The sequence below is a fragment of the Thermoleptolyngbya sp. C42_A2020_037 genome (assembly GCF_015272455.1).
Classification (GTDB): domain Bacteria; phylum Cyanobacteriota; class Cyanobacteriia; order Elainellales; family Elainellaceae; genus Thermoleptolyngbya.
Genome location: NZ_JACYLP010000027.1, coordinates 12,016 through 27,738, shown reverse-complemented (window position 1 = coordinate 27,738; position 15,723 = coordinate 12,016). Strand labels below are relative to the sequence as shown.

14 protein-coding genes are annotated in these 15,723 nt (G+C 55.1%); 9 read left to right on the top strand and 5 right to left on the bottom strand.

Translation table 11 applies throughout. The features are described 5' to 3' along the window. The first annotated feature begins 368 nt into the window (after positions 1 to 368). From IGS16_RS07945 to IGS16_RS07935, 3 genes are all read left to right on the top strand, one after another. Positions 369 to 623, top strand: a complete 255-nt coding sequence (locus IGS16_RS07945) for a DUF5340 domain-containing protein (protein WP_068512337.1) — start codon at positions 369 to 371, stop codon at positions 621 to 623. Between the two features lie 978 nt (positions 624 to 1,601). Further along, the gene (locus IGS16_RS07940) at positions 1,602 to 2,858 is read left to right on the top strand and encodes a hypothetical protein (protein WP_297084836.1); all 1,257 of its coding nucleotides are present in this window, start codon (positions 1,602 to 1,604) and stop codon (positions 2,856 to 2,858) included. Between the two features lie 55 nt (positions 2,859 to 2,913). After that, entirely contained in the window at positions 2,914 to 3,312 is a 399-nt protein-coding gene (locus IGS16_RS07935) for an EamA family transporter (RefSeq protein WP_297084833.1), read from the top strand. Positions 3,313 to 3,390: 78 nt separating this feature from the next. Here the strand turns inward: IGS16_RS07935 and IGS16_RS07930 are convergent, their stop codons facing one another. Next, positions 3,391 to 4,476 carry a glycosyltransferase family 1 protein gene (locus IGS16_RS07930; protein WP_297084831.1) on the bottom strand — a complete coding sequence of 362 codons (1,086 nt, stop codon included), beginning with the start codon at positions 4,474 to 4,476 and terminating at the stop codon, positions 3,391 to 3,393. A gap of 938 nt (positions 4,477 to 5,414) precedes the next feature. On the opposite strand from IGS16_RS07930, the gene hisG reads away from it, so the two are divergent. Then, a complete protein-coding gene (gene hisG / locus IGS16_RS07925; RefSeq protein WP_297084829.1) occupies positions 5,415 to 6,119 on the top strand; it encodes an ATP phosphoribosyltransferase in 705 nt (234 codons plus the stop codon). 461 nt (positions 6,120 to 6,580) lie between these two features. Here hisG and IGS16_RS07920 read toward each other — a convergent pair whose 3' ends face one another. After that, positions 6,581 to 6,712, bottom strand: coding sequence for a hypothetical protein (locus tag IGS16_RS07920; RefSeq protein ID WP_297084828.1), 132 nt, complete (start codon positions 6,710 to 6,712; stop codon positions 6,581 to 6,583). A 224-nt stretch (positions 6,713 to 6,936) separates the two neighbouring features. Here IGS16_RS07920 and IGS16_RS07915 point away from each other — a divergent pair, with 224 nt between their 5' ends. Next, positions 6,937 to 7,206, top strand: a complete 270-nt coding sequence (locus IGS16_RS07915) for a hypothetical protein (protein ID WP_297084826.1) — start codon at positions 6,937 to 6,939, stop codon at positions 7,204 to 7,206. Between the two features lie 74 nt (positions 7,207 to 7,280). On the opposite strand, the gene IGS16_RS07910 is transcribed toward IGS16_RS07915, so the two are convergent. Next, positions 7,281 to 7,814 (bottom strand): hypothetical protein, encoded by a 534-nt coding sequence (locus IGS16_RS07910; protein WP_297084824.1) that lies wholly within the window; start codon positions 7,812 to 7,814, stop codon positions 7,281 to 7,283. A gap of 149 nt (positions 7,815 to 7,963) precedes the next feature. After that, the gene (clpB, locus tag IGS16_RS07905; protein ID WP_297084823.1) at positions 7,964 to 10,582 is read right to left on the bottom strand and encodes an ATP-dependent chaperone ClpB; all 2,619 of its coding nucleotides are present in this window, start codon (positions 10,580 to 10,582) and stop codon (positions 7,964 to 7,966) included. A 436-nt stretch (positions 10,583 to 11,018) separates the two neighbouring features. Here clpB and IGS16_RS07900 point away from each other — a divergent pair, with 436 nt between their 5' ends. Beyond that, complete coding sequence (locus IGS16_RS07900; protein ID WP_297084821.1) at positions 11,019 to 12,842, top strand: WG repeat-containing protein; 1,824 nt, start codon at positions 11,019 to 11,021, stop codon at positions 12,840 to 12,842. Between the two features lie 103 nt (positions 12,843 to 12,945). Here IGS16_RS07900 and IGS16_RS07895 read toward each other — a convergent pair whose 3' ends face one another. After that, positions 12,946 to 13,077: a hypothetical protein gene (locus IGS16_RS07895; protein ID WP_297084819.1), complete on the bottom strand. Its 132-nt coding sequence runs from the start codon at positions 13,075 to 13,077 to the stop codon at positions 12,946 to 12,948. Between the two features lie 120 nt (positions 13,078 to 13,197). On the opposite strand from IGS16_RS07895, the gene IGS16_RS07890 reads away from it, so the two are divergent. The 3 genes from IGS16_RS07890 to IGS16_RS07880 all read left to right on the top strand — a co-directional run bounded on the left by IGS16_RS07890 (position 13,198) and on the right by IGS16_RS07880 (position 15,723). Continuing rightward, positions 13,198 to 13,614 carry a Rieske (2Fe-2S) protein gene (locus IGS16_RS07890; protein WP_297084817.1) on the top strand — a complete coding sequence of 139 codons (417 nt, stop codon included), beginning with the start codon at positions 13,198 to 13,200 and terminating at the stop codon, positions 13,612 to 13,614. A 121-nt stretch (positions 13,615 to 13,735) separates the two neighbouring features. Then, positions 13,736 to 14,893, top strand: coding sequence for a hypothetical protein (locus IGS16_RS07885; RefSeq protein WP_297084815.1), 1,158 nt, complete (start codon positions 13,736 to 13,738; stop codon positions 14,891 to 14,893). A gap of 17 nt (positions 14,894 to 14,910) precedes the next feature. Beyond that, positions 14,911 to 15,723, top strand: coding sequence for a hypothetical protein (locus IGS16_RS07880; RefSeq protein WP_297084813.1), 813 nt, complete (start codon positions 14,911 to 14,913; stop codon positions 15,721 to 15,723).

Below are 15,723 nucleotides of genomic sequence, written 5' to 3'. Positions count from 1 at the left end.
CTTGTAGTGCAGGCTATTAGACTGCCTCTGAGGGACTAGCCGTGAATAGCGACTGAAGTCACCACTACGAACGGCCAGCCTATTGACGCAGGCTCATAGTAGACTGCCGTCGCTCGATCGGGTCAGCCGGATGGGCAACCGACCGCAGTCATGCTCAGCGCTCCGATATCAGCAATAGATAGCGGTTTACGCCTAAGCAGGAGGTGGTGTATCTCAGGTTTGAACAAATTTGAACAAATCTGAGACGTTTGTTCACCGATTCTTTGGGTCGCCCCTGTCTGCCTCGCTCCAAGCTGCGCTGGACAAGACACTTTTCTGCATCTTTTTAGCCTTTTTAGCCCTGATTTAGAGTTAGCCTTTAGAACCCTATGGAGCCGATCCCCCTGCCGTCCCACATTCACTACGAACTGCTGCTGCAACTACTGGAACGCCAGACCACGCCCGCTGCTCAGCACCAGTCTCAGCATCAGGCCCAAGTTCATGAGCTAATCAGCACGCTGCGAAAGGCGCTGACCCAACAGAAGCGCCTAGAGGAAAGCCTGAGCCGCGCCAATGTGCCCATTGACTATCGCTGGTCGCTCAACAGCGCGGGTCTGGAGACGGTCTCTTCTGACGTGCGCTGAGGTGGCAGTCCGCGCCTTGTAGATTTCAGATTTCTTTAACAAATCGGGCGATCGCAGATGGATGGGCAGTGCTAGCTGGGTTGGCACGACAAGAAAGCGGATTCAGCCTTGCTTCTTTCAAGTTGAATCTCGGATCTGCTGAACACATCCTGTAAACTAGGATCAATTAGAAGCAAGCATCGGTCGCAAAGGCTATGTTCTTCATAGACTGCATGGTGATTGCTTGGTCTTCTTCACTACGCTTCTGTTTTTAATAGATTGATCGTGCATCTTCTAGAGCAGTTTTGTTCAGGTAAACTTGCCTGAGCGATTCGACATAAGCTTGACTTTAATTCCCTGGGTTGATCCTCTGGATAGAGGACGAGCCTGTTGTTGCGCCATTCATGAGGCTCAGACACATGGGGAATGATACAGATAATTCAAATGGTCGAGTTCAAATAATCGAGATCAAAAATTAATCGAGATCAAATAGTCGAGTTTTGTTCGTTGTTGGAATCTTCTAGGAGTTGGTTTGGTAACTGCTCATTGGTAACTGCTTAGCTGATGTTATAAGTGGCTTAAGTTAATACTTTTGGCATTTACTCTTGGCATTTTTGCTCTTGGTATGTGTTGACATTCCCTAGAGCGCTAAGCGTTGAGCAAGATTGAGCAGGTTTAATTCATTTTAATGGTTCGGTTTAATGGGTCGGTTCTTGTCATCCTGGGCATAAGGTTTAGTTTGTTGCTTTGATTAGTTTCTGCTGGCTACGCTTCTGATTTAAATTTCCCTTTAAACCCACTGGTTATCCCACGGCTGGCTGAGTATTGTGTGGCAAAACGATCGGGAGGCGCTGCGTGTCACAACCAGATTGGACAATGGTTTCCGCGACACCAGAGCGGCCATCTCTTTCTGTCGAAGCCAGTTCCGATGGAGCGAGCTTTAGTGGAAACGATTTGGGCGGCAGTCCTCTCAGGGGAGAGGATTCGAGTCCAAGCGCAGTGGCTGTTGAAGCGCCAGTTGTGGAACTATCAGCCGAATTGCCCGTTGAATCGCCACAATATACGCGGCTGTTGAGTGAGTTGGCCCAATTGCGATCGCAGGATCGAGAGCGCATCGCCCGCATTCACCACCTAGAACAGGCGCTCGATCAGGCCCTGTCTTGTATGGACGAACTGCGGCTGCAAATGCAGGACCAGGGCTTGCTAGAAACCCAACTGGCGGCGACTGAAAAGTTTGCCAGCGTGCAGCAGCAGGCGATCGCCCGCCTCAAAGTTCGCCTTAAGCAGCAGCAGCAGACCATTGATGCTCAGCTTGCCGAAGCCTACGAGCGCGATCGCCAAACCCAGGAAAAGCTTGCTGCGGCCGAAGCCCGCTTTCAGACACAGCAGGAAGAACTGGATCGGCTGCGAATCCAGCTTAGCGGCCTGAGCCAAGGCCACGGGCGCGATGGATGGAACGGCCGAGAATCGCCAGACGCAACCCACCAGCGGATGCAGCAGCTCGAAGAAGCGGCCCAGTACGCGCAAGAACTGTCCTATCGCCTCCAGGGACAGCTAGAAGCATCGCAGCAGCAGGTTCAGCATCTAGCCGTTGCTCTGAGCGCCGCCGAAACCCGAGTTGCCGAGATGGAATCGGCGCTGGCCCAGATTCAGGCGGCCCAGGGCCCCAGCCAGGAACCGACGAGTGGATTGCGGTCGGCGCTGCCCTCGTCTGCGATCCGGACTCGCCCTGTCGCTCGCCGGACAAATGCGATCGCTACGCTGGGGCAAGACCTGGCCCGCGCTCAGATCAAAGCCGATGAGCTAGAAATTGAGCTAGGACGGCAGATGCGGCTGCAAACCCTATGGCTGCAAAATAACCGGGAGTTGGAGGCAGAGTGCGATCGCTATCGGGCCCGCATTGCTGAGTTGGAAGCCCAAAATAGCGACATCCAGGAGCAAATCTTTCACCATGCCCGCCAGGTCAGCGAGTATGAAGCCACCATCCACCATTGGAAAGATCAGTACATTGCCAGCCAGCGCCAAATCGCTAGCTTCAAAGAACTGCTCGACAGCGTACAGGTGCATCTACTCGCCAGCGAACAGGTCGATCCAGAGCTAACTGCGATTTTCTCTGAGCTGATGACCATGATGGAAGTTGTGGCCACCCTCGACAGCAACAGCCTCAGCAGCCTCTCTGCACCGCCTGTCTCGCGGTTCAATCCGCTGGATTTGCCCGATTTTCTGGTGCGCTGCCGCAGCCACCGCCATCGCTAGCGACCTGATATACCCATCGCAAACGAGTCGAGGGCTTTAGAAACGCTGTAGACTGATGGAGACGTTTTCAGCGGGATTTGCCGTGACCCCAGCCGAGCTTGCTTTGCTGCTTTCCTCTATTGCCCTTGGCGTTGCGGGGCAGTTTTTTTTGAAGTCGGGCGCACTGAAGTTGGGTCGCGTTGAGGCGAGTAATGCCATCAGCCATGTGTTGAGCATTCTCACCGTGCCGGACTTGCTGATCGGGCTGGCTTGCTACGGGTTGGGTGCGGTGGTGTATATCTTGGTGCTGACTCGCGTCAAGCTCAGCGTCGTGGGGCCAACGGTCGCACTCAGCTATGTGTTTTCGGTGCTGTTGGGCTATTTTGTCTTCAAGGAAACGATTCCTGGTGTGCGGCTGGTGGGGCTGGGGCTGATCGTGGCGGGTGTGATTTTGGTAGTGTGGCAGCCGAAGTGAGGGGCGGGGTGGCTTGCTGCAAACGCTCCGGGAGCCAGTTGCGATAGACCTTGCTCAAGCGCTTGCTACAGAAATTGGCTACAAAAATTGACTCAGCAGTGCGCGAGTCGTGGCTCCGGTTTTTTCCCAGCTAAACTGGCGGGCGCGGGCCAGTCCAGCGGTGCGGAGGTGCGATCGCACGTCGGGTTCTGTCACCAAGCGCTGCATAGCATGGGCGATCGCCCCGGTATCTTCCGGGTTCACTAGCAGCGCCGCCTCCCCCGCCACCTCTGGCATTGACGAGCGATTCGACGTGATCACAGGCGTGCCACAGGCCATCGCCTCCAGCACCGGAAAGCCAAACCCTTCCCACAGGCTGGGAAACAGAAGCGCGATCGCCCGATTTAGCACCTGGGGCAGGTCGGCGTAGGGCACGTAGTCCAAAAATTTCACCTGAGCTGCGATGCCCAGCGCTTCGGCGTGCGTGATCAGGTCGGGCGCAAAGCGAGGGTCGGTCGAACCCACCAGCCACAGCTCATAGTCCTGGTGGCGGGGCAGCGCTGCAAACGCATCTAAAACGCGGTGCAGATTTTTGTAGGGATCTTGCCGCCCTAGATAAACAAAATAATTGCTGGTGGGTAAATCGAGCCAGCGAAAATGGTCGGCATTGTAAGCCAGCGGAATAGGCGTAATCTTATCCGCCGAAATGTTGTAAAAAGCAACAACATCGTTCGCTGTCGCCTGCGAGTTGCAGACGATATGGAGCGCCTGATTTAGCACCAGCGGCACATAGTATTTGGCATAAATTGTGAGGGGCGATCGCCAGTTTGGAAACCGCAGCGGAATCAGGTCATGCACCATCACCACTGAGCGACACCGACTCCATAGCGGCGCTTCGGGGAGTGGAGAAAAAACGAGCTTTGCCCTCAAAGTCTGATAAATTTTGGGAAGCTGAGCTTGGGTCCAGCGCAGTCGCCTAAAGTGCCCTGCCTTGCCATGTTCTGCGCTCATTCCGGCCGGAATCTCGTAGTAAGAAATGTCTCGCGCCTGGGTTTTAGAAATTTGACGCTGCGCTTCCAGGGAGGCTAAAAGCAGTGTGTTTTGAATGGATAAATAGGGCGCAACATTGAGCGCGTAGGTGGCCAATCCAGTTGGGCGATCGCCCACCACCGACAAACTCACCATCAGATCAACCAATTAGAGATTTCCTCCATTCTCAGCGTCCCAATTACAGCGCCCACTGCCCGGTTCACACTCCTGCCAACATCCTACAAGACATCGGTTCTCTGAGTTGCGATTGGATGTCCAGCAGTGGCGCAAACAGCGAGATTCAGCCACATCAAAAGCGTAAGCACTAGCTGAGGTTATATCCGCATTCTCTATCAATTGCTCCTGCATCCAGAAGCCGCTAAGCTCGACTGCTGGAACGTCTAGTTGAGCGTCTTCTGTTGTATAAGCTAGTGGTTCAGGGACTGCATTATCCGTGCCCAAATCCTCTGGTCGGCTATCTGAAGAGTTGGTTTGCCCCGACTGATTGCTGCACCAAATCAGCGAAAATAAACCGGGCAACCATAAGTTGATTCTATTTACACTAGATAAAATTAGATTGAGATACAGCCTGGATCGACCCTGCCTTTGCAAGGAGGCTCCAAGCATTGCCTGAGGGAATCGCCACTGCCTTTGGAAGGATGCTCCGAGCATCATCTGAGGAAGTGGCATTGCAGGATAACTGTACATAAGATCAACCCCAAAAATAAGCTAAGCGTTTGCAAAAGTTGTTAAACTTTCGCAATTTGAAGTGTCGCGGCCACGCAAATAGACTTGCAAAAAGTCATTTCCGTTTATTTGTGCCAGCTTGCTTCAGTATTGGATTCTGAAACGCAAGATCGGATTTGAATCTTCACTCCAGAAATTGAATGCCAAAATCCGGGAGGGAGAGTAATAACTCAATTCTCTCCCATCAAGAAACATATTTAGAGAATACTTTGAGGAAGGGGCGATCGCTTCACCCGCCCGCCTCACCCAGACGCATCATTTCTGAGTTTGATTAACGCTACATGCGGCTAAACGGGTACAGAAATCAACTAAAATTTAGATTAATAAAGCTATTCATTTCATTATTTATGCTGACCGTTGCGCTGCCCAAAGGTGGACTGCTAAAAGACAGTATTCAGCTTTTTCAAGCTATCGGGCTTGATTTCAGCGAGTTTCTCAACCCAGCCAATCGCCAGCTTGAAATCCTTGATGCCAGCGGACGGGCGCACGGGCTGCTAGTTCGTAATTACGACGTGCCCGTTTATGTGGAATATGGACAGGCACACCTGGGCGTAATTGGTTACGATGTGTTGCGTGAAAAACAGCCCAAGGTTGCCCATCTGGTGGACTTAGGATTTGGGCAATGCCGCATGTCGGTCGCGGTCAAAGCGACCAGCCCCTACCGCTCAGCGCTTGACCTGCCGCCCCACTGCCGAGTTGCGTCCAAGTTTGTGCGCTGCGCCCACGACTATTTTCAGAGCCTGGACTTACCCGTAGACATCGTGCCGCTCTATGGGTCTGTAGAGCTGGGGCCAATCACAGGGATGTCAGAGGCGATCGTGGACTTGGTGGCGACCGGGCGCACCCTCCAGGAAAATAACCTGATTGAAATCGATCGCCTGTTTGAAAGTACGGCCCGACTGATTGCCCATCCGCTCAGCTATCGGCTCAATCAAGACGGCGTGCAGGATATTGTGGAGCAACTGCGGGCACACACTTCTCAAGTAGTCGCTGGCAAAGCCGTGGCTGAGGCTGCAATTAAAACTGCGGCTGAAACTCCGGCTTCTGCCTGAGTCTTGACTCGACCGAGATTGCAAGAATGGCGCTTATTCCGATTGCCGACCCAAAAGCGTAAAGTGTAAAGAAATATTTAGTTTTCCCGACAGACCCCATATACAGTTGAATTTTTTCGATCAGACAACTATATATAGTAGTTACGGGAATAACTTTGGTCAGCAGTAGCGTCTTGAGGCGTGTTTTACATACTTCTGATCAGCGAATTTAGGTGTTGCTTCCTAAGCTGAGTTTCTGCATTGTGCGGTCTTTTTGTCTGTAAAGACTGTGTAATGATTTGAAAATCCGCTCTGGGAGCACGTCTAGATTGTTGAAAAAGAAGTTAGAACGTCAGCAGTCGGTTATGCTGGTGAGGCTGTGGAGATGATTTTGATCGGACGCAAATTCGATTGAAGTCGATCTGGCTTTGATGTTCCGGGTTTGATTTGGGTTTGATCTGAGCTTACGCTACGGGTTTCGATTACCACTCAGGTTTCAAGACTGTGGGCAGCGTTTGAACCGCTGCTGGGAGTTGTTTGACATAAGTTGTTTGAACTGCTGATTCTTCCATGTTTTTAGCATTGAAGATCCGCTTTTTGTCGGCTTGTTTCATGCCGCAGGTCAAGGATCAGGGTGCAGTGTGCCTGTATAGGCACTCAGATAGATTCGGCTTCATTGAAGAAGATTCAATCAGATCTTTCAGGATTAGACGCTGCTTCAGAGATCGCTCTGTCTGGAGTGCGCTACAGGGCTTTGCTTGACAAGCTGCTTCTCAAGTCCGGCGGCAATCATACCATTGCTTAAATTTCAACTAAATCTCAGCAAGGAGCCATTCTTATGACCTATCAAGATCAGCTTAGCCCTTGGGTTGTCTACAAGCTGCTGCCCACTATGCAGAATGTTCCCGTAGCGCGGTTTCGCTATCGCAACGATGCGGAGTCCTACCTAAAACTGGTGAGTCGCGTTTTGCCCCAAACTTCGTTTCTGATTTCCTTTGATGGGCCGATTCGACCTGCGGCAGAGCAGCCTACTAAAGCTACTCCGGCGACTGCTACGAAGACGGCTAAAAAAGCACGAACCACCCGCCGCAAAGCGTCGCTAGCCTGATTGGTGATGTTTCAAGCTGTCGATTGCTGAAGTGATCAGGCAGCTTGAAAACTGCGTAGCGGATTCTGAACGCTCTACGGGCGAACGGCTCGACATTCTAAATAGGTCGTCACGCCGCTGCCCATTTGCACGAGGTTGGGACCGATCTTTTTGCCCAGAAAGTCTTCTACGATGCCGCTGACCATGCCTGCCAGGAATGGCGGAACGTCCTTGAGCTTGCGGGGATCAATAATGAGTTCCCCCCGACTTTCGATCACGGTCATCCCCTGGTCTTCAAAGAAGTGGTTGGTGCCCAAGCAGCGCACCGCTTCGGTAAAGGCGTGGGTTTCAATTTGCCATTCGGTGGTGAAGCGATCGCCATGCCAGACGGCGTGTTCCGTCCAGGACAGCATCGATTCATTCAAAAAGGCGCGGGCGGCGGTTGGGATATCGCCGCCTCCCTGCCACTCGTTGACGAATTTTATCCAGTCGCCATTTCCCTCGCGCGATCGCACCTGCACGCCGCGAATATTCGGCATATAAGGCACCAGTTCCATGAGCTTGTCGCGGTAGGTGGAATAAACCAGCGGGCGGGGAAACGGAACGCGAGTATCGGCAGAGATGAGCATTGGCGGTGTCGGGAATTTACTATTTCCAGTTATAGAGGTTTTGGGTGCAAACCCGATGTATTCAAGACTGGGCTTGAAGTGGGCAATCCCGATCCCCCCTTCAGCCTAAAAAGGCCAAGGGGGGATGCAAGAGTTGCCTCATCGCGCCACTAGACGGTGGTTAGCTCGGCGGGCAGCCGCTTGAAGGCTAACCGCTCGTTCTCCACATCGACGTAGATTGTGTCGCCGTCGGTGAATTCGCCGCGCAGGATGGCTTTGGCGATCGCCGTTTCCAGTTCGCGCTGGATGGCCCGCTTCAGCGGACGAGCGCCATAGACCGGGTCGTAGCCCACGTCGGCAAGGAAGTCGAGGGCCGCGTCGGAGAGGCGCAGCGCCATCTTGCGGTCTTGCAGGCGTTGTTCCAGCCGGGCCACTTGCAGGCGCACGATGTTTCGCAGTTCCGACTTTTGCAGGCTGTGGAAGATGATGAACTCGTCCACGCGGTTGAGGAATTCGGGGCGGAAGTGCGATCGCATCGCATCGATCACCCGACCCCGCATTTCGTCGTAGCGGCTGTTGTCGCCGGCCACATCGAGGATGTACTGCGAACCAATATTGCTGGTCATGATGATGATGGTGTTTTTGAAATCCACCGTGCGTCCCTGAGAATCGGTGACGCGCCCATCATCGAGGATTTGCAGCATCACGTTAAACACGTCGGGATGGGCTTTTTCGATTTCGTCGAACAGCACCACGGCATAGGGACGGCGGCGAATGGCTTCGGTGAGTTGCCCGCCTTCGTCGTAGCCGACATAGCCCGGCGGCGCACCGATGAGTCTGGAAACCGCGTGCTTCTCCATGTATTCCGACATGTCGATCCGCACCATCGCTTCTTCGCTGTCGAACAGGTAGCTGGCCAGAGCTTTGGCGAGTTCTGTTTTGCCCACGCCCGTCGGCCCCAGGAAGATGAAGCTGGCGATTGGGCGGTTGGGGTCGGAGAGGCCGGCGCGCGATCGCTGGATCGCGTCCGCCACAGCGGTCACGGCTTCGTCTTGCCCAATCACGCGGCGGTGCAGTTCGTCCTCCAGGTGCAGGAGTTTTTGCATTTCCGACTCCACCAGCTTGCTGACAGGAATGCCCGTCCACTTGGAGATGATTTCGGCAATGTCAGATTCGGTGACTTCTTCCCGCAGCAAGGATTTGCCGCTGGTTTGGGTTTGGGCTAGGCGCGTTTCAGCATCGGTTAGTTCTTTTTGTAGACTAGCCAGCTTGCCATACTTCAACTCGGCGGCGCGGTTGAGGTCATAGTCGCGCTCGGCCTGCTGAATCTCGATGTTGACCTTTTCGATCTCCTGCTTGATGCGCTGGATGTCTTGAATGATGCCCTTTTCCGCATCCCACTGAGCATTTAGCGCGGTTTGGGTTTCCTTCAGGTCGGCCAGTTCTTTTTCGAGCCGCTCCAGGCGATCGCGCGAGGCGGTGTCCGTTTCTTTTTGCAGCGACAGCTTTTCCATCTCAAGCTGCAAAATCTTGCGGTCTACCTCGTCCAGTTCTTCTGGCTTGGAGGTAATCTCCATCTTCAGCTTGGCGGCGGCTTCGTCCACCAGGTCGATTGCCTTGTCAGGTAAGAATCGGTCAGAAATGTAGCGGTTCGACAGCATGGCGGCGGCCACCAGCGCACTGTCGGAGATCTTCACGCCGTGGTGGTTTTCGTAGCGTTCGCGCAGACCCCGCAGAATCGAGACCGTATCTTCCACCGATGGCTGATCCACATACACCTGCTGGAATCGGCGCTCTAGGGCAGCATCTTTTTCGATGTACTTGCGGTATTCATCCAGCGTGGTCGCGCCGATGCAGCGCAGTTCGCCCCGTGCCAGCATGGGCTTCAGCAGGTTGCCCGCGTCCATTGCGCCCTGGGTTGCGCCTGCGCCGACGACGGTGTGGATCTCGTCGATGAACAGAATAATTTGCCCATTGGAGTCGGTGACTTCCTTCAGCACTGCCTTCAGGCGTTCTTCAAACTCGCCGCGATACTTCGCACCCGCAATCAGCGCACCCATGTCCAGCGCAATCAGCCGCCGATCTTTCAGCGATTCTGGCACGTCGCCCTTAACGATGCGCTGGGCTAGCCCTTCGGCGATCGCCGTCTTACCGACACCAGGCTCACCGATCAGCACGGGGTTGTTCTTCGTCCGGCGCGACAGGATTTGGATCGTCCGGCGAATTTCGTCGTCCCGCCCAATCACGGGGTCAAGCTTGCCCAGCTTGGCCGATTCGGTCAGGTCGCGGCCGTATTTCTCTAGCGCTTCGTATTTGCCTTCGGGGTTTTGGTCGGTCACTTTTTGGCTGCCTCGCACTTGTTCTACGGTTTGCTTGAGCTTGGCTTCGTCGAGCCGGATGTCTTGAAACAGCGATCGCCCAAATCGGTCATCCTTGGGATAGGCCAGCAGCAGGTGTTCGACGGAAATATAGTCGTCGCCCAGTTCCTTGCGGGCGGCTTCGGCGCGATCCAGCAGCGTATCGAGCGATCGCCCTAGATAGACCGACGAGCCACCGCCCGACACCTTCGGCTGCCGCGCAATAAAGCTATCAGTAAACTCGCGCACCCGCTGCACGTTCACGCCCGCCCGGTTGAAAATGCTGACGGCCAGACCCTCTTGCTCTAGCAGCGCCTTCATCAGGTGTTCGGTTTCGATCTGCTGCTGCTTGGACTGACGGGCGATTTCCTGGGTGTTGACAATGGCTTCCCAGGCTTTTTCGGTGAATTTGTCAGGACTAGTCGGTTGCATAGTGTCTTTAGAAGTGGGGGGTTGGGGAATGGGAATTTTAGATTTTGGGATTTTGGATTTTGAGACTTTGGACGTTTAGGAGCCATCGGGGTTGAGCCGAAATCGAAAATCGAGAATCCAAAACCCGGTATCTGAATCCCTGAAGCGTGGGATCATACAGTCCGGCTAACCCGGTACATAAACTCATTCTACGGAGAGAGGAGCGATCGCCAGGATCGGGCTTCCCACCCCGCGCAATACGGTTTCCATTAATTTTTCTTAAAGCAATGGGCAATGCCTAGACGAGGGCAATTTGGCTGGTTCACGCTTGAGAAATTGCCTCCAGGAAGTGGGCATTCTGAAGCAGGGCAGTCTGAAACAGGCATCCACGTTTTCAGGGTTTGTCTAATACAGCTAATCCAGCGGTGAGCGCCGGGGGGCGCGATAGGGCAAAGCAATGTTAATCGGCGGGCGATATGAAACGATTCGAGAATTAGGACGGGGCGGCTTTGGCAAGACGTATCTCGCCGAAGATACCTATCGTCGCAACAGCCCCAAGTGCGTGGTCAAAAAGATTCAGCCCCAGTCGAAGCTGCCATCGGTGCTGGCGCAGGCGCGATCGCTCTTTGAAGCCGAAGTCGAGAAGCTGTATCTGATCGGCAAGCACGACCAGATTCCCAAACTGTACGACCATTTGGAGCAGGGCGGCGAGTTTTATCTGGTGCAGGAGCTGATCGACGGGCACGATTTGCGGCAGTCGCTCTTTTTGGGCGATCGCCGCGATGAGAAAGAAGTGCTGGGCTTTTTGCATGAGGCGCTAGAGATCCTGGCAGTGGCCCATGCCCAGAACGTCGTGCATCAAGACCTGAAGCCACAAAACCTGCTGCGCCGCTGGAGCGACAAAAAGCTAGTGCTGATCGACTTTGGCAATGTCAAGGTGATCCGCCACTTAATGGTGAATGCCGAGGGCAAGCCCTACTTTACGCAGACCGTTGGTACGGCAGGCTACGTGCCGCCCGAACAGTCTGCCGGACAGCCCGTTCCTGCCAGCGATCTCTACGCGCTGGGAATGCTGGCGATTCAGGCGCTCACGGGCTATTCTCCCAAACAGCTTCCCCGCGATCCGGCGACGGGCGAAATCGCGTGGCGGGACGAGGCGCGGGTCAGCGCTCAGCTTGCCGATGCGCTGGATGGCATGGTGCGTCAATCGGTCGAGCAGCGCTTCCGGTCTGTGGCCGAGGTACTGGCGGCGCTGCCCGTGCTGCCGACTGCAAAAACCCTTTCCCCAGAGGAACTTGCCCAATTTTTGGGCGAACCGGAGCGACCACGCTACGAACTGGCGATCGCCCCCCAGTTTGACCTGGCACGAAACTTTTCTGAAGGGCTGGCGGCCGTCGTGCTAAAGAATCGCCTCGGCTACATCAGCAAGTCTGGCGAAATTGCCATCCCGCTCAAAATCGAAGTCGATCCCATCGGCATCTACCGCGAAGGGGCCTACGAGTTCTCGGAAGGACTGGCGCGAATCTCCGTTGGGCAGCGCTGGGGCTACATTAATGACCTGGGAAAACTGGCGATCGCCCCCCAGTTCGACAGCGCCGAAAACTTTTCGGAAGGGCTAGCGCGGGTCGAGCAAAACCACCGCTACGGCTACATCGACACGCGCGGGCAGTGGCTGATCAAGCCCCAGTTTGAGAGCGCCGCGCCCGCCTTCCGCGAAGGACTGGCGGGGGTAGAAATCGACCATCGCTACGGCTACATCAGCCCCGCCGGAAAAGTCATCATTCCGCCCCAGTTCGACAGCGCCGACGAGTTTTCCGAAGGACTGGCGAGGGTCACGCTCCAGGGCAAATATGGCTTTATCGACAAAACCGGCACTTTGGTCATTCCCGCTGAGTTCGATGTGGCCCATACGTTTCAAAACGGGCTGGCGCGAGTCCGCATCGACGGGCGCTACGGCTATATCAATCCCGCAGGTGCACTCGTCATCCCCGCCCAGTTCGACGACACCTTTAGCTTTACCGATGGACTCGCCCTTGTACGCCACGAAGACCGCTATGGCTACATCTCTCCAGCGGGCAAAGTCTCGATTCCGCTCCAGTTTGAAGATGCCTATCCCTTTTCTGAAGGTCTGGCTGCCGTGAAGCTGGGCGGACTCTGGGGTTTCATTGACCCACAGGGAAGCTTCGTTGTCGAGCCGCAGTTTGCTGATGCAGGCTCCTTTCATGGCGATCGCGCTGCGGTCAAGCAGGGCGGGCGGTGGGGGTATTTGGGCAGGGCGTGAGCGAAGAGGGAAGAACGAAGAGGGAAGAACGAAGAACGAAGAACGAAGAACGAAAAACGAAGCGTTTTCCTTTTTCGTTTTTCCTTCTTAATTTTTTCTCCCATCACCCCGTCATCCCGTCGCACCCCTGAAGCCCTACATACACCAGCGCCAGCAGGCTCAGCAGTGCCAAAACTTTCAGACCCTTGATAAACCGCTTAGGGAAACTTTTTGCCAATTTGCGAGTCGGAGGCATGAGTACAGCGCTGTCGTGCAGCGTGGGTTGATTCTGTGCCTAACATTTTAGTTAGCTTGAACAAGCTTAGCTAGAACAAGCCGATCCTGATTCTCCGGAAACACTCTCCCGAAATAGTCTATGGAACGTCGCACCTTTCTCGGACTGACTGCCGCCAGCGCCGCCAGCGCTGCTCTGCCTGCTTGTCGATCTGCCGAGCCGCCCAGCCCGTCTGCGGCAGGAGGCACATTTCAGCAGGTGGGAACCCTGAGCCAGCTTGCCCAGAGTGGCGATCGCCTCGATACCCAGGTGGGCACAGCCCCCATCACGCTGCTCAAAAATCCTGACAGCGGCGACCTCATGGCCGTCAGCCGGATTTGCCCCCATGCAGGCTGCACCGTCGAATGGCAGACGCAAACCGCCCTCTTTGCCTGCCCCTGCCACAATTCTCTGTTTTCTGCCGGTGGCACAGTGGTGCAAGGCCCGGCGAGCCGTGCGCTGGCAACATATCCAGTCAAGATCGAAGGGGAGACCATCCTGGTGCAAGAGAGGAGTTGATGGGGTAGACCCGTCGCTTGCAGTCCATCCAACCCCAAACAAGACCTCGAACAGAATCTCACCTCTAGACAGCGTTCAGCCAAAGGTCTAAATTCTCTATTAACGTTTTGGCTGCAATGCGATGACTCAGACCGTCAAGCAGGTTGGCGAGGTGCAGGTGCGCCCAGTGCTATCGCCGGGCGACCAGGAGCTATTCCTGGATGTGCCGTCGGTGGTGTATGCGGGCGATCGCCACTGGGTTCCGCCCCTCCGCAGCAGCATCGCCAAGTATTTCAAACCTGAGAATACCTTTTTTGAATACGGGCGCTTGCAGCAGTTCATCGCCACGCGCTTTGGGCCAAACGGCACGCAGCCCGTGGGGCGTGTGGTGGCTGCGGTGAACGATCGCCTGATTGCGCGAGAGGGCGAAAATATTGGATTGGTGGGCTTTTTTGAATGCATCGACGAAGCCGAAGTCGGCAAGGCCCTGCTCGACTCTGCCTGCGACTGGTTGCGGCAGCAGGGCATGACCCAAGCGCGGGGCCCCATCGACCTGTCTACCCATAACAACTGCCTGTTTTTGGTAGACGGGTTCGACTCCATGCCCTACATGATGATGCCCTACAACCCGCCCCACTATCCCCGCCTGTTTGAGCAACACGGCTGGCAAAAAGCCAAGGATGCCTATGCTTACCTGCTAGATCTCACAAAACCCCTGCCGCCAGAGTTTGAGCGGGCATACCGGATTGCCTCAAAATCAGGCATCACCTTCCGCAACCTGCGGCTCAAGGGCGATGAATTTATCGAAGACTGCACCGCAATTTATCACCTGTTCAACAAGGCTTTTGCTAACAACTGGAGTTCTACGCCGCGCACGCTGGAAGAATTTCTGGAAGAGGCCAAATCGCTTCAGGATATTGCCGATGCCGACATCTTTGTGATTGCGGAATACGAGGGCGAAATGGTGGGCTTCTTTATGGCGCTGCCCAACTATAGCCCCGTGCTGCAAAAGGTGAACGGCAAGCTCGACTGGCTGGGCATTCTGAAATTTCTCTGGTATCGCCGCAGCATCGACACGGGGCGCGTCGTGGCGATCTGCTCCCTGCCGGAATACATCCGCAAACTGGTGCCGATGGCAGTAATTTATCTGGGGCGAGAGGGCGGTGTAACCAAGCGCAAACCCTACCGCGAAGCAGAACTCTCCTGGGTATATGAAGACAACATGCCGTCGCGTAAGATTATCGAAGCGACAGGCGCGAAGATTTACAAGACCTATCGCATTTACCAAAAGAGTTTGTGATGAGGGAATCAGGAGCGATGAATCATAGACGGATGGGCTGGGCGAGGTTGACGGTTTTGGGAACGATCCTGGGGGCGATCGCCCTTACGTCTTGTCGAGATCCCCTCACCAGCGACGGAACTCCTCCTCCAGCCACGCCTGCTACGCCTGTTGCGCCTACCTCACCCGATGTCCCCATATCCAGACAGCCCGTCACCTGCAACACGACCAACTACTTTGCCGAAGTGCTGTGGGAAAACAACCAGCCCTTGATGTCGTTTTTGCAAAAGCCCAACCTAAACAACCTCAGCCGCGCACAGGGCGTAACGGTCACCAGCAATCCCGACGGCAGCACCACCTACGGATATCAGGGTGAGACCATTTTCTACGCCCGCGTCTTTCCTGATGGCACCTGCTTTGTGCAATCCCTCACCAGTTCTGGGCAACTCCTCGTCGAAGAGTCCGGCAGAATAGCCGAGTTCACGCCTGCCCCGCCGCCCCCCGCGCCGACTCCCGCGCCGCCCGTCACCGTGGCTCCAGAAGAACCCAACCAGGATAATTTATCCATGACCTGCAACGGCACGGTGCAAGAGCGGGTTGATTTCACCGCCTTCTACACTCGCGAAGCCGGGTTTAGCCGCGTCGAGTTTCGCCCCCGCACGTCCACCAACGTCCTCACCTCCAACCTGTCCTACGTCGGCAAAAATGCCGCCGGAGAAACCATCTGGAAAGGCAATGTGGCCCAGATGGCAGACACGACGCTGGTTCACCTGTCGCCCTTTCCTGCAAAGCCCGGCGATCAGGTGTCGGTCAGCTACGACGGTCAATGGGGACGAGCGACCTGCCAATAA

Bases quoted from the DNA above. Each gene is read 5' to 3' on its own strand.
- hisG (WP_297084829.1), top strand. From the start codon at position 5,415: ATGCTGACCGTTGCGCTGCCCAAAGGTGGACTGCTAAAAGACAGTATT.
- IGS16_RS07935 (WP_297084833.1), top strand. From the start codon at position 2,914: ATGGAGACGTTTTCAGCGGGATTTGCCGTGACCCCAGCCGAGCTTGCT.
- IGS16_RS07885 (WP_297084815.1), top strand. From the start codon at position 13,736: ATGACTCAGACCGTCAAGCAGGTTGGCGAGGTGCAGGTGCGCCCAGTG.
- IGS16_RS07910 (WP_297084824.1), bottom strand. From the start codon at position 7,814: ATGCTCATCTCTGCCGATACTCGCGTTCCGTTTCCCCGCCCGCTGGTT.
- clpB (WP_297084823.1), bottom strand. From the start codon at position 10,582: ATGCAACCGACTAGTCCTGACAAATTCACCGAAAAAGCCTGGGAAGCC.
- IGS16_RS07930 (WP_297084831.1), bottom strand. From the start codon at position 4,476: ATGGTGAGTTTGTCGGTGGTGGGCGATCGCCCAACTGGATTGGCCACC.
- IGS16_RS07945 (WP_068512337.1), top strand. From the start codon at position 369: ATGGAGCCGATCCCCCTGCCGTCCCACATTCACTACGAACTGCTGCTG.
- IGS16_RS07915 (WP_297084826.1), top strand. From the start codon at position 6,937: ATGACCTATCAAGATCAGCTTAGCCCTTGGGTTGTCTACAAGCTGCTG.
- IGS16_RS07900 (WP_297084821.1), top strand. From the start codon at position 11,019: ATGTTAATCGGCGGGCGATATGAAACGATTCGAGAATTAGGACGGGGC.
- IGS16_RS07895 (WP_297084819.1), bottom strand. From the start codon at position 13,077: ATGCCTCCGACTCGCAAATTGGCAAAAAGTTTCCCTAAGCGGTTTATC.
- IGS16_RS07920 (WP_297084828.1), bottom strand. From the start codon at position 6,712: ATGAAACAAGCCGACAAAAAGCGGATCTTCAATGCTAAAAACATGGAA.
- IGS16_RS07890 (WP_297084817.1), top strand. From the start codon at position 13,198: ATGGAACGTCGCACCTTTCTCGGACTGACTGCCGCCAGCGCCGCCAGC.
- IGS16_RS07880 (WP_297084813.1), top strand. From the start codon at position 14,911: ATGAATCATAGACGGATGGGCTGGGCGAGGTTGACGGTTTTGGGAACG.